The organism is Vagococcus humatus (assembly GCF_003950325.1).
Classification (GTDB): domain Bacteria; phylum Bacillota; class Bacilli; order Lactobacillales; family Vagococcaceae; genus Vagococcus_C; species Vagococcus_C humatus.
Genome location: NZ_PXZH01000001.1, coordinates 252,245 through 265,178 on the forward strand (window position 1 = coordinate 252,245; position 12,934 = coordinate 265,178).

Here is a 12,934-nt window from a genome sequence, read left to right on the forward strand (position 1 = left end):
AAATGTACAATAGCAAAAGAGTCAGGAGGAGTTTTTGTGAGTAAAAAGAAAAATCGCAAACAACCATGGGAACAACCCATTTATCAAACAGAGTATGAGTCAAATGCTTCACGCTCTGAACAACGAGGAAAGAAAAAAGGAAACACTGTGTTTATCACCCTTCTTGTTATACTATTACTCGCCATTGCTATTATTATTGGGTATATTTTTTCAACTTCAACTACTAGAGATTTAGGAGCAAATGAACCAGCCGATGATCCGATTGTGGTTCAAACTTCTTTAGATGATGAAAAAGAAAAAGAAAAACAAAAAATAGCAGAAGCTAAGAAAAAAGCGGAAGCTGAAAAAAAGAAAGCAGCAGAGGCTGAAAAAGCAGAGCAAGAAAAAGCTGCAGAACAAGAAGCTGCTAAAAAACAACAAGAAGAAGCCGCTCGCCAACAAGAAGAAGCTCGCCAAGCGGAAGAAGCAAGAAAGCAACAAGAAGAAGCCGCTCGTCAAGAAGAACAGCGTCAACAAGCGGAAGCCCAGCATGCTGATAATCAAGCTAACCATCAAGGTGCAGGAGAAACGTATACGATTCAACAAGGAGATACTCTGTACCGAATTGCGGTTAATCACGGTATTTCACTAGATGCGTTACTTGAAGCTAATGGGTTAAGTGCAGATTCTGCTTATTCTGTTGGTCAGACATTAGTTTTACCATAAATAATCCAGTAAGAGTAATCTAGCTAAGTGATTTAGTTGATATTTAGCAAGCACTAGTGCTAGAATAAATACAAGGGTATAGGTTGAAAAAGCTGTCATTTGGCGGCTTTTTCTTTTAATGAAAATGTTGGGAGTTAGATATATGAAAGCAGTTTGTATAGCAATTGATGGACCAGCCTCATCTGGCAAAAGTACCGTAGCCAAATTATTAGCAAAATCTTTGGGTTTTATTTATGTGGACACTGGAGCAATGTATCGAACGATAACGCTAGCTAGTCTTAATAACAACATAGACCCAAAGGATGAAAGCGGCTTATTAGCTTTGCTGAAAGAAACAACTATTAAGTTTGGTTGGCAAGAGGATGGCCAACATGTATGGATGAATGGCCAAGATGTGACAGATGCAATCAGAAGTTCTAAGGTCACTAATCTAGTGTCTGAAATTTCGATGCATCCAAGTGTGCGTCAGGAACTAGTGGCACGCCAAAGAGAGATGGCCCGTGATGGTAATATTGTTATGGATGGACGGGATATTGGTACGACTGTTTTACCCAATGCTCAGGTAAAGGTTTTTTTAGTTGCTAGTGTAGAAGAACGAGCTAAAAGAAGATACGAAGAAAATTTGAGTAAACAAATACCTACTGATTTTGAACAGTTGAAAAAAGAAATAGAAGAACGGGATTTTAAAGATTCACATCGTAGAGTATCTCCCTTAATACAAGCAGACGATGCTCAGTTAATTGATACAACATCTCTTTCTATTGAAGAAGTAGTAGCAAAAGTCAAAGATTTAGTAAAAAAACAACTAATTTCATAAAAAAAACAAAAAAATTAAATTAGTATAGAAATTACTACCTTTATAAGATACAATAAAGGTGGTAATTATAGAGTTGGTTAGGAGGACCCATGCATGACAAATGTAGAAAATAGTCAAAGTGTAAATGAAACAGAAGAAACAATGATGAGTGCTCTAGATAGTGTCCAAGAGGTTAAAATCGGAGATACTGTTAAGGGGGAGATACTAGCTGTTGAAGATTCACAAGTGATTGTGGGAATTCTAGGAGCTGGTGTAGAAGGAGTTGTTCCATTAAAAGAGTTATCAACTTTTTCTAATGACGATATCCATGATTTGGTCAAAGTAGGAGATCAACTAGAATTAGTGATTATCTCTCGAATTGGTAAAGATAAAGAAAACGGTAGTTACTTATTATCCAAACGCCGTTTAGATGCTAAAAAAGTTTGGGAAAAAATTGAAAAAGCTTATCACGAGGGAACAATCATTGAAGCTCCTGTAACCGATGTGGTAAAAGGTGGATTGGTAGTAGATGTTGGGGTAAGAGGATTTGTGCCAGCTTCTATGGTAGATGTTCAATACATTACTGATTTTGATGTGTATAAGGGAAAAACCATGACATTCAAAATTATAGAAATTGAACCGTCTGAAAATCGGTTGATTTTATCTCACCGTGCTGTCCAAGAAATTGAAATGGACAAACAAAAAGAAACTGTTTTAGAGTCTTTACAAGTAGGAGATGTAGTAACAGGTAAAGTTGCTCGCTTAACTGATTTTGGTGCTTTTGTTGATTTAGGCGGTGTAGATGGCCTCGTTCACGTGTCTGAAATTTCTCACGCACATGTGGCTAAACCGTCAGATGTGCTAAAAATTGGCCAACAGGTTAAAGTGAAAGTACTATCTGTTCAACCAGAAAAAGAACGTATTTCTCTTTCTGTAAAAGATACGTTACCTGGACCTTGGGCAGATATAGATAAAAAAGCGCCAGTTGGTTCAGTTTTAACAGGTGTAGTGAAGCGCTTGACAAGTTTTGGTGCTTTTGTAGAAGTATTCCCAAGTGTAGAAGGCTTGGTTCATATTTCTCAAATTTCCCATAAACATATTGCGACACCTCATGAAGTCTTACAAGAGGGACAGGAAGTAGAAGTCAAAGTTTTAGACGTACATCCTGAAGAACACCGCATTGGTTTAAGTATTAAAGCCTTAGAAGAAAAAGAAGAAGAACCAGAAGTCACAGAAGACTATCAAATGCCTGAAGAGAACACTGGTTTTACTTTAGGGGATTTTGTTAAGGATGACTCTTTAACTCCTAAAGAATAGACTATTTCATGAAATAAATTTAAAACACGTCAATTTTGGCGTGTTTTTTCTTTGAAATTCCTTATAATTATGATGGAGAAAGCTTGCATATCTTGACTTCTCCATGTAAACTACTAAGAGTTATGAAAAGAGAAGGGAGAGAAATCTCAATGGCTAATCCTACGATTGCAATCGTTGGCCGACCTAATGTTGGTAAGTCAACTATTTTTAACCGAATTGCAGGCGATCGAATTTCGATTGTGGAAGATACACCAGGTGTTACTCGTGACCGCATCTACGCTGTAGGTGAATGGTTAGGCAGAGAATTCAGCATTATTGATACAGGTGGGCTAGACGTTAGTTCTGAACCATTTATGGATAATATTAAACAACAAGCTGAAGTGGCGATTGAAGAAGCAGATGTGATTGTCCTTGTGACGAGTGTCAAAGAAGGGGTAACAGATGCAGATGAAATGGTAGCACGGATGCTTTATAGAAGTAACAAACCTGTCATTTTAATTGTCAACAAAGTAGATAACCCTGAATTAAGAAGTGAAATTTATAATTTTTATTCTCTAGGACTAGGGGATCCGTATCCTGTTTCTGGCAGTCACGGGACAGGTTTAGGAGATGTTTTAGACGAAGCAGTGAAACATTTTACTACTGAAATCGAAGAAGAAGACGAAGGGGTTATTAAATTTAGTTTAATAGGTCGTCCTAATGTAGGGAAATCTTCTTTAACTAATGCGATTTTAGGAGAGGACCGAGTGATTGTATCAGACATTGCTGGGACAACCAGAGATGCGATTGATACAGAGTTTACCTCAGAATCTGGCCAACCTTTTGTTATGATCGATACAGCAGGTATGCGTAAAAAAGGAAAAGTCATCGAAACTACTGAAAAATATAGTGTGATGCGGGCCCTAAGAGCGATTGAACGTTCTGATGTGATTTTAATGGTCATTAATGGGGATGAAGGTATTTTAGAGTACGATAAACGTATTGCAGGTTATGCCCATGAAGCCGGCAAAGGAGTTATTATTGTCGTTAATAAATGGGATTTAGTAGAAAAAGAAACTAACACGATGAAAGAGTTTGAAGAAAAAATTCGCCGAGAATTTAAATATTTAGACTATGCACCTGTTATTTTTGTATCAGCTAAAACAAAACAAAGGTTAAATAAATTACCTGCCATGATTGAACAAGTAAGTATGAACCAAAACTTACGTATTTCTTCTTCTGTTTTAAATGATATTTTACTAGATGCTGTAGCGATTAATCCTACACCAACTGATAAAGGAAAACGTCTGAAAATTTTCTACGGTACCCAAGTGGCAGTCAAACCGCCAACTTTTGTCATCTTTGTTAACGAAGAAGAATTGCTACATTTCTCTTATGCTCGTTTTATCGAAAACCAGATTCGTAAAGCTTTCCCATTTGAAGGAACACCAGTACGAATTATTGCCCGCAGAAGAAAGTAAAAAAAGGGTTTTTTTAAAACATTTTTCTTATTTTAAGAAAAAACATTAAAAAGTATTCAAAAGCCTTGATATTACAATGTTCCTATGCTATCTTTGATAGTGAAATATTGATTATTCAATCTTTCATCATTATGCTTAAATTTAAGGGTAATGAACTTAGATGTATGATAAACATATATCTATATTTTTCAGGAGGTGAAAGAATACATGGCAAACAAAGCAGAATTAATCGAAAAAGTTGCAGAAAAAACAAACTTAACTAAGAAAGATGCAACTGCATCAGTTGACGCAGTTTTCTCTACAATTCAAGAATTTTTAGCTGAAGGTGAAAAAGTTCAATTAATTGGATTTGGTAACTTTGAAGTTCGTGATCGTGCTGCCCGTAAAGGTCGTAACCCTCAAACAGGCGAAGAAATCGAAATTCCAGCAAGTAAAGTACCTGCGTTCAAACCAGGTAAAGCATTGAAAGATGCTGTTAAATAGTAAACAAATAAAAAGACTAGTGTAACTACTAGTCTTTTTCCTATTAATAATCCATCGGAAAGATTGCATTGAGCATAAAAGTGATAGCTGTAGGTTGACTGGAATCTTTTGATAGACATAAATACGAACAGAAGAGGGGATAATTATGAGTTTTAGTGCAGCTGTTTTAGAAGCTATTGACCAACAAGACATGGTTGAAGCGAATCTCCAACTGGAAAAAGCATTAAAAAAAGATGCTGAACCAGTATTAGCTGAATTAGGAGAGCAGTTATTTGAGCAAGGCTTTTTAGCAGAATCCTCTCAAATTTTTAAGCAATTACGTCAGCAAAATCCTAATGAGTATGGTTATACACTTTATTTAGCAGAAATTGCGATTGAAAATGAACAACTAGAAGAAGCAAGCTTGTTATTAGAAGAAATTCCTGAAAATCATGGGACTTATTTAGAAAGTTTATTGATTTCGGCTGATTTATATATGGAATTAGCGTTACCAGAAGTAAGTGAAAGAAAGCTAAAAAAAGCCAAACAGTTGGCTCCTAGTGAACCGATTATTGATTTTGCTTTGGGAGAACTTTATTCTGCTACAGAGCAGTTTCATCATAGTATTCCGATTTATGAGCATTTGTTGGATCAGGGATATGAAACTATAGCAGAGGTTAATTTGTTTGAGCGCTTAGGTGATGGTCTTAGCTTTATTGGGGAATATGAAGAGGCTGTGTACTATCTGGAACAAGCTCTAAAAGATAAACGAACAGATGAACGGTTATTCCGTCTAGCAGTGCTTTATCTACAGCTTAATGAACGAGAAAAAGCTATTGCCTTACTTCAAGAGCTACGAGCTTTAAATCCTTTATTTGATCAAGTTTATTTACCTTTAGCTAGTGCCTTACTAGATGAGGATCAATTTGAAGAAGGAATTCAAATAATCAATGAAGGGATTAAAGAAAATCCTTACGCCATTGATTTATATCATTTAGCTAGTGATGCCTACTACCGAGTTCATGACTTAGGGCGGGCAGAGGAATATTTACGTCAAGGTATGGGATTTGAAGAAGACCGAGAGTTATCGATTATTAAACTAAGTGGGTTAATGTTACAAGATGAAAGATACGAGGAAGCGATTGATACTTTAAATACTTTAGACAATTCTGTTCATCCTTATGTTTTTTGGAACTTAGCTCAAAGTTATTACGGATTAGAAGATTATGCTAAGGCAGCTGATTATTACCAAAAAGCTGAACCTTCATTAGCTCATGAACCTGATTTTTTACGAGAATACGGCTTATTTTTACGAGAAGAAGGACAACGAGAAAAAGCCAGTCATTTGCTGACTCACTATTTACAACATGTGCCAGATGATGCTGAAATTGCTCAGCTTTTATCAGAGAATGATTAAAGGAGTAGTGGATTATGGAGTCTGTTGATCAAAAAGTTACTTTTTTAGCTTGGTTAACTGAGTATGTGGCTATCACTCATGCAGATACTGCTTATTTACTAAATAGATGGTTAGATCATCCTCAGTTGTTAGAGGCTGTTCATTTCGTTGAACAGGCTCAAGGAACTAATAGAGGCTTAACGCTCGATTTAGATCCAGCTATCGGAGCTCCTCCGTTACAACTTAGTTTAAATGGCCATGTGTTTACCGATTTTGAGACGATTTATTATGAGTTGCATTTTTATCCAGCTAAACCTTTGTATCTCGAAGTAATCTTTGATGAACGGTGGCAAACTACTGAGTATTTAGCTGTCTTAGAGGACAATCCACAACAAACTTGGAATACCCAAGTGTCTAGTCAATTAGTCAATCAAGTGGAAAGTTATTTAGATCAGTTTGAACGATACGTGGCAAAAGAACAATTGAAAAAAAGAATAGACCAAGCCTTAGAACAAGCAGATGAAACTTTATTTTACCGTCTGACTCATTTATTAAAAAATTATTCATAAAAAGCAAGGGAACTCTTTGGAGTGACCTTGCTTTTTTTACTGAAAGCTGTTTAAATCAGTGTTTTTTTGTTAAAATAGAAAGGATTATAAAAGAAGTAGGTTGATAATATGACAGATAAAAAAACAATGGAAGAGATGCAATGTGAAGTAGATGAGTATATTCAACAATTCAAAGAGGGCTATTTTTCTCCTTTAGTGCAAGTTCTTCGTTTAACAGAAGAATTAGGAGAGTTAGCTAGGGAAGTCAATCATTACTACGGACCAAAGGCTAAAAAATCTTCAGAACCAGCTAAAAGTGTAGAAGAAGAGCTAGGAGATGTGTTGATCAGTCTGATTATTATGGCTAATTCTTTAGATATTTCTTTAGAAGATGTGTTTAAAGAAAATATGGATAAATTTTATCATCGGGATTTTTACCGATTCGCAAGAAAAGATGGGAAAGTAAGGGAACAAGATGACTAAATCAAGGAAATTAACAACATTACCTACTGAGTTTTTAGAGGCAGTTCCTGTGATGGATGTGCTCCATCAACATGGATATGAAGCTTATTTTGTAGGGGGAAGTGTCAGAGATATTTTATTAGGCAAAAAAATTCATGACGTGGATATTGCTACTAGCGCCTATCCAGAAGAAGTTAAACAGCTATTTCACCGAACAGTTGATGTAGGGATTGAACACGGGACCGTGTTGGTTTTGCTGAACCAAGGGGAATATGAAGTGACTACCTTCCGGACAGAGTCTACCTATCAAGATTTTAGACGACCAGATCAAGTAACTTTTGTGCGGAGTTTAAAAGAAGACTTAAAGCGGCGAGATTTTACGATGAATGCTTTAGCCATGGATACGACTGGGAACATTGTGGATTTGTTTGAAGGGATGAAAGATTTAGACAACCGTTGTATTAAAGCAGTAGGCAATCCTTCTGAACGGTTTCATGAAGATGCCCTTAGAATGATGCGAGGACTTAGATTTGCTAGTCAGTTAGATTTTGAGATAGAACCAGCTACTTATGAGGCGATTTGTGAGCATCATTCATTATTAGATAAAATTTCAGTGGAACGCATTCAAGTAGAATTTGAAAAATTATTAATGGGTGGTAACCGGAAAAAAGGATTAGATCCACTGATTTCAAGTGGTTGTTATAAATATTGTCCTGAACTGGCAGATAAAAAAGAGAACTTAATCCACTTAGCTAATTTGTCTAATCAGCCGTTTGAATCTGTAGAATTAGCTTGGCTAGTTACTTTAGCTGCTTTAGACATTCAACCGGCTCAAGTAAAAGCCTTTTTAAGACAATGGAAATGCTCCAATGAGTTAGCTCGTTTAATGACGCAAAGCGTTAAAGCCTTACAGCAACGTCTTCTTACTGGATGGAGGTTAGACTTGTTGTATCAATCAGGAGAAAAGGTGATTACCTTAGTTGAAACAGCTTGTCCTTATTTTGGACAACCTTCTCAGTTGTCTGAAAGTTTATTAAGCTATCAGCAACTACCGATTCATTCTATGAAAGATTTAGCTGTTACGGGTCAAGATTTACTAGGACATGTTAAGCAACCACCAGGAAAATGGCTAGGTGACATGTTGAATTATTTTGAAGAAGAGGTTTTATTTGGTAGAATAGAAAATGATCAAGAGAAGTTGTTACAAGCAGCTGATTTGTATCAAAAGGGGGATAATTAACATGGAAAGTTATCAAAAAACATTTAACTTGGATCATCAAGCTAGTGCTAAAGAAATGGGATCGGGTACCTTAGACGTATTAGCGACACCAGCTGTGGTAGCTGTTGCAGAGAATGCTTGCCAAGAGTCAGTGGAGAATTTATTACAGGCAGGAGAAGCAACGGTTGGGATTGAGATGACCATTAAGCATGTTAAAGCCTCTAGAACCACAGATCCTATTGAAGTAAATTGTCAATTAATTGAACAAACTAAACAAATTCTAATCTTTTCTTTTACTGTGACATCAAATGGAAAACTCCTTGCTAAAGGCGAGCATAAGCGCGCTATTATTCAAGTAGAGTCTTTTCTTTCTAAGGTGTAAAAGTTAGTGAAAAATAAGAGAAAAGTCTAGACATCTATAAAGTTTGTGATATAATTAACATATAAAGAGAGAAGGAGAATGGCTCATGACAAAAACAATGACAAGCTTTAAATTTTACTTTAGAAATGGCGAAACTTGGACAGTTCGTAAAGAAAATATTGGGGACTTATGGATTAAACAAATTACCACAAGTTTTGGCCGCATCAATGGAAGTGATTTTGTTAAAATCAATCCATGTGCTGGCTTTAAAATTGAAATTTTTGAAGAAGCTGACCATGTGTTAACAGATGATATTAACTTAGGCGGCTTAGAAAGCGGTATGTTTGAACGAGCTTTAAAATATGAAGATATTGAAAAGATGGACATTAACTTTGATGATAAAACAGCTGATCAAATCTACTTCCCTTATCTAGATAAAGGAACACCTGGCCAAGAAGGGTTAGATAATCAACATCAAACCACTCAATTAGGTAAAGATGGCAGCCTTTATATTGTAATTGATCCAACTCAAACAGTCACAGAGGTTTACGGAGATAAATTTTAAATATTAATGAATAAAAAGCATGGTACGTTCAAAAAATTTTGAACTTGCCATGCTTTTTCGGTATACTTTGTAAGTGAATTTACTTTTTAGAAAGTAAAATGAGTTGATGATGGAGAAAATAAGGGGGACTAAACCCATGAAAGAGTTACGGGTAGATAATATTACCAAGACATACGGAGAGAAAGTATTATTTGATGATCTTTCTTTTATGATTCATGAACAAGATAGAATTGGACTGATTGGGGTAAATGGTACTGGAAAATCAAGTCTATTAAAAATGATAGCTGAAAAGGATAGTGGCGAAAAAGGCAGCATTCAAAAACCTCAAGATTATCGAGTGGGCTATTTAACCCAAGAAACAGAATTTGATGAAACTATGACGGTGGCACAAGCAGTCTTTACTGGTGAGTCACCTGTGTTTCAAGCGGTTAGAGATTACGAGATGGCTTTACTTGATTTAGCGACAGATGGCAGTAATCCTAAAGTTCAACAAGCTTATACTCAAGCAGAAGAAAAAATGAACAAAGAAGACGGTTGGTTACTAGATACTAATGCTAAAGCTATTTTAAACCGGTTAGGGATTAGTGATGTAACGAAACTGATTAAAGAGTTATCTGGAGGTCAAAAGAAACGAGTAGGTTTGGCTCAAATTTTAATTCAAGAACCTGACTTATTATTGTTAGATGAACCGACTAACCATCTAGATTATCAAGCGATTAACTGGCTAGCTGGCTTTTTAAAGCAGTATAAAGGGGCGTTTGTCGTTATTACCCATGACCGTTATTTTCTCGATCAAGTAACCAATCGTATTTTTGAATTATCTTTTGGGAAACTTTATGAATATGAAGGTAATTATCAAAGTTATATAGCAGCTAAAGCAGAGCGTGAAGAACGAGAGAAAACCCAAGAACATAAACGAAAACAAATGTATAAACAAGAATTAGCTTGGATGCGAGCAGGTGTACAAGCTAGGGGAACGAAACAACAAGCAAGAATTGACCGGTTCCATGATTTAGAGAAAAATCTGAACCAAGTGAAAGAACAAGACTCTGTGGAGTTGTCCTTTGGTATGCAGCGTTTAGGGAAAAAAGTAATGATGATGGAAAAAGGTCAATTATCCATAGCAGATCAACTGATTTTGGACCAATTTGAGTTATTAGTACAAGCTAGTGACCGAATTGGGATTACTGGGAAAAACGGGTCAGGAAAAACGACGTTGTTAAATGTTTTAGCTGGTAGAAAAGAATTAGATCAAGGGGTTTATGAAATAGGGGAAACAGTGAAGTTAGCTTATTATACCCAGCAAAATGAAGAAATGGATCCTAATCAGCGAATGATTGCTTACTTACAAGAAGCCGCTGAAGAAGTGACTACTGCTTCAGGAGAAAAAATAAGTGTGACGGAAATGTTAGAGCGATTTTTATTTCCTAGATTCATGCACGGAACTTTAATTGGTAAGTTATCTGGGGGAGAGAAACGTCGGTTGTATTTATTAAAATTATTAATCGGCAATCCCAACGTGTTACTACTAGATGAACCAACCAATGATTTAGATATTGATACGTTAACTGTGCTAGAAGATTATCTTGGACAGTTTGCCGGCACGGTTATTGCGGTAAGTCATGACCGCTACTTTTTAGACAAAACAATGGATAAACTGTTAATCTTTAAAGGCGACGGAGTGATTGAGCCTTATTTAGGTTCTATTACAGATTATTTAGCTGATAAAGAGCAAGAAGAAGAGGCAGTTAAGGTAACTAAAGTATCTAAAGCAGTAGAAGAAGTGCCTAGTGCTCCAAAAGAAACAGTAAAAACAAAATTAACTTATATGGAGAAAAAAGAGTGGGCGACTATCGAAGACGAGATTAGCCAGCTCGAACAACAAATAGAAGAGTTAACAGAAGGTATGAACGGTCAAGGCAGTGATTTTGTTAAATTACAAGAGCTACAGGATGCTGTGAGCCAGACTGAAAAACAGTTAGAAGAAAAAATGGACCGCTGGGAGTATTTAAGTCAATTTGCAGATGAGTAAAAGATAGAAAGAGGAAGACTATGGAACAAGAATATCTACAATTAGCAGAAAAAATTTTAACAGAAGGACATGTAAAAGGCGACCGAACAGGTACTGGTACTAAAAGTTTATTTGGTTATCAAATGCGCTTTGACCTAAGTCAAGGCTTTCCTTTATTAACGACTAAACGCGTCGCTTTTGGTTTAATTAAAAGTGAACTTTTATGGTTTTTAAAAGGGGAAACTAATATTAAGTATCTACTAGAACATAATAATCACATTTGGGATGAGTGGGCCTTTGAACGTTATGTGACAAGTGAAGATTACACAGGGCCAGATATGGAAAACTTTGGCTTGAGAGCCGCAAAAGATCCAGAGTTTAAACAAGTCTACCAACAAGAGATGGCTGATTTTTGTCATAAGATTTTAACGGATGACACATTTGCTGCAACTTACGGTGAACTAGGGAATGTTTACGGTGCCCAGTGGCGTCACTGGCAAACAAGAAATGGGGAAACCATTGACCAAATTAAAGATGTGATTGAGCAAATTAAAACCAATCCTAATTCTAGACGACTTATTGTATCTGCTTGGAATCCAGAAGATGTGCCGCATATGGCACTGCCACCTTGTCATACTTTATTCCAATTTTATGTAAGTGACGGAAAATTAAGTTGTCAGTTATACCAACGAAGTGCAGATGTCTTTTTAGGGGTTCCCTTTAATATTGCTAGCTATGCGTTACTGACTCATTTAATTGCTCGGGAAACAAATTTAGAAGTGGGAGAATTTATCCATACTTTAGGGGACGCTCATTTATACGCTAACCACATGGAGCAAATTAAGACCCAATTAAGTCGACCTGTTCGCTCCCTGCCTAAATTAGTGTTAAACCCTGATAAAACCTCAGTTTTTGATTTTGAGATGGAAGACATAAAAGTGGAAGGGTACGATCCTCATCCAGGAATAAAAGCACCTGTGGCTGTTTAGGTTGCCTTTCTCTTTATTAGATAGGTATAATGAAGCAGATATGATTGGATAATAAGGAGGAGTTAGTCAATGTTAATTGCTATTTGGGCACAAGATCAAAATGGGTTAATCGGAAAAGAGGAAAAACTTCCTTGGCATTTGCCAAATGATTTAAATTTTTTTAGAAAAACCACAGAAGGTCATACCGTAGTTATGGGACGAACTACTTTTGAGGGGATGGGGAAACGCCTGTTACCTAAACGTCAAACAATCATCCTAACCAGAAATCAAGAGTATCATGTGCCTGGCGCACAAGTGATGCACACTGTTTCTGAAGTCTTAGATTATGCTAAGTCATCAGATACTACTACTTTTATTACAGGTGGGGCTAATGTGTATCAACAATTTATTCCTTATTGTGACCAGTTATACCGAACGGTTATTGAAGGAGAGTTTACAGGAGATCGGCATTTTCCAGAAATTGATTGGAGTCCTTTTGAAAAAGTAGCTAGCCGTCAAGGCGATGTGGATGAGAAAAATGTTTATCCTCATGTTTTCGAAACTTTTCAAAGAAAAGGTTAAAATTTCCTGAAAGAATATAAAATTAAGAAAATTATTTGTACTATGTTTTAAAACAAGATACACTAAACAAAGATATTATGAA

The 12,934-nt window shown here is 36.2% G+C and carries 14 protein-coding genes; all 14 read left to right on the forward strand.

The annotated features are described in order from the left end of the window. The first annotated feature begins 36 nt into the window (after positions 1-36). A complete protein-coding gene (locus C7P63_RS01230) occupies positions 37-705 on the forward strand; it encodes a LysM peptidoglycan-binding domain-containing protein (protein WP_165863738.1) in 669 nt (222 codons plus the stop codon). Between the two features lie 142 nt (positions 706-847). Next, positions 848-1,522 carry a (d)CMP kinase gene (gene cmk / locus C7P63_RS01235; protein WP_125942340.1) on the forward strand — a complete coding sequence of 225 codons (675 nt, stop codon included), beginning with the start codon at positions 848-850 and terminating at the stop codon, positions 1,520-1,522. Positions 1,523-1,615: 93 nt separating this feature from the next. Then, a complete protein-coding gene (gene rpsA / locus C7P63_RS01240; protein WP_125942341.1) occupies positions 1,616-2,818 on the forward strand; it encodes a 30S ribosomal protein S1 in 1,203 nt (400 codons plus the stop codon). A gap of 149 nt (positions 2,819-2,967) precedes the next feature. Next, entirely contained in the window at positions 2,968-4,278 is a 1,311-nt protein-coding gene (gene der / locus C7P63_RS01245; RefSeq protein WP_125942342.1) for a ribosome biogenesis GTPase Der, read from the forward strand. A 207-nt stretch (positions 4,279-4,485) separates the two neighbouring features. After that, positions 4,486-4,761: an HU family DNA-binding protein gene (locus C7P63_RS01250; protein WP_125942343.1), complete on the forward strand. Its 276-nt coding sequence runs from the start codon at positions 4,486-4,488 to the stop codon at positions 4,759-4,761. Between the two features lie 145 nt (positions 4,762-4,906). Then, a complete protein-coding gene (locus C7P63_RS01255) occupies positions 4,907-6,157 on the forward strand; it encodes a tetratricopeptide repeat protein (protein ID WP_243640778.1) in 1,251 nt (416 codons plus the stop codon). A 14-nt stretch (positions 6,158-6,171) separates the two neighbouring features. Then, positions 6,172-6,705, forward strand: coding sequence for a YpiB family protein (locus C7P63_RS01260; RefSeq protein ID WP_125942344.1), 534 nt, complete (start codon positions 6,172-6,174; stop codon positions 6,703-6,705). A 108-nt stretch (positions 6,706-6,813) separates the two neighbouring features. Continuing rightward, positions 6,814-7,167, forward strand: coding sequence for a nucleotide pyrophosphohydrolase (locus C7P63_RS01265; protein WP_125942345.1), 354 nt, complete (start codon positions 6,814-6,816; stop codon positions 7,165-7,167). Further along, the gene (locus C7P63_RS01270; RefSeq protein ID WP_125942346.1) at positions 7,160-8,386 is read left to right on the forward strand and encodes a CCA tRNA nucleotidyltransferase; all 1,227 of its coding nucleotides are present in this window, start codon (positions 7,160-7,162) and stop codon (positions 8,384-8,386) included. Before C7P63_RS01265 ends, C7P63_RS01270 begins: the two co-directional genes overlap by 8 nt. A gap of 1 nt (position 8,387) precedes the next feature. Further along, entirely contained in the window at positions 8,388-8,747 is a 360-nt protein-coding gene (locus tag C7P63_RS01275; protein ID WP_165863739.1) for a thioesterase family protein, read from the forward strand. Positions 8,748-8,832: 85 nt separating this feature from the next. After that, positions 8,833-9,291 (forward strand): hypothetical protein, encoded by a 459-nt coding sequence (locus C7P63_RS01280; protein WP_125942348.1) that lies wholly within the window; start codon positions 8,833-8,835, stop codon positions 9,289-9,291. Between the two features lie 136 nt (positions 9,292-9,427). Further along, positions 9,428-11,323 carry an ABC-F family ATP-binding cassette domain-containing protein gene (locus C7P63_RS01285; RefSeq protein WP_125942349.1) on the forward strand — a complete coding sequence of 632 codons (1,896 nt, stop codon included), beginning with the start codon at positions 9,428-9,430 and terminating at the stop codon, positions 11,321-11,323. A gap of 20 nt (positions 11,324-11,343) precedes the next feature. After that, on the forward strand, positions 11,344-12,291 hold the full coding sequence (locus tag C7P63_RS01290; protein ID WP_125942350.1) for a thymidylate synthase: 948 nt from the start codon (positions 11,344-11,346) through the stop codon (positions 12,289-12,291). Between the two features lie 69 nt (positions 12,292-12,360). Further along, entirely contained in the window at positions 12,361-12,852 is a 492-nt protein-coding gene (locus tag C7P63_RS01295; RefSeq protein ID WP_125942351.1) for a dihydrofolate reductase, read from the forward strand. Positions 12,853-12,934 lie beyond the last annotated feature (82 nt).

Excerpts from the sequence above, each read along its gene's own strand:
- cmk (WP_125942340.1), top strand. The coding sequence starts at position 848 with ATGAAAGCAGTTTGTATAGCAATTGATGGACCAGCCTCATCTGGCAAA.
- C7P63_RS01250 (WP_125942343.1), top strand. The coding sequence starts at position 4,486 with ATGGCAAACAAAGCAGAATTAATCGAAAAAGTTGCAGAAAAAACAAAC.
- C7P63_RS01295 (WP_125942351.1), top strand. The coding sequence starts at position 12,361 with ATGTTAATTGCTATTTGGGCACAAGATCAAAATGGGTTAATCGGAAAA.
- C7P63_RS01270 (WP_125942346.1), top strand. The coding sequence starts at position 7,160 with ATGACTAAATCAAGGAAATTAACAACATTACCTACTGAGTTTTTAGAG.
- C7P63_RS01255 (WP_243640778.1), top strand. The coding sequence starts at position 4,907 with ATGAGTTTTAGTGCAGCTGTTTTAGAAGCTATTGACCAACAAGACATG.
- C7P63_RS01265 (WP_125942345.1), top strand. The coding sequence starts at position 6,814 with ATGACAGATAAAAAAACAATGGAAGAGATGCAATGTGAAGTAGATGAG.
- C7P63_RS01280 (WP_125942348.1), top strand. The coding sequence starts at position 8,833 with ATGACAAAAACAATGACAAGCTTTAAATTTTACTTTAGAAATGGCGAA.
- C7P63_RS01260 (WP_125942344.1), top strand. The coding sequence starts at position 6,172 with ATGGAGTCTGTTGATCAAAAAGTTACTTTTTTAGCTTGGTTAACTGAG.
- C7P63_RS01285 (WP_125942349.1), top strand. The coding sequence starts at position 9,428 with ATGAAAGAGTTACGGGTAGATAATATTACCAAGACATACGGAGAGAAA.
- C7P63_RS01290 (WP_125942350.1), top strand. The coding sequence starts at position 11,344 with ATGGAACAAGAATATCTACAATTAGCAGAAAAAATTTTAACAGAAGGA.
- rpsA (WP_125942341.1), top strand. The coding sequence starts at position 1,616 with ATGACAAATGTAGAAAATAGTCAAAGTGTAAATGAAACAGAAGAAACA.
- der (WP_125942342.1), top strand. The coding sequence starts at position 2,968 with ATGGCTAATCCTACGATTGCAATCGTTGGCCGACCTAATGTTGGTAAG.
- C7P63_RS01275 (WP_165863739.1), top strand. The coding sequence starts at position 8,388 with ATGGAAAGTTATCAAAAAACATTTAACTTGGATCATCAAGCTAGTGCT.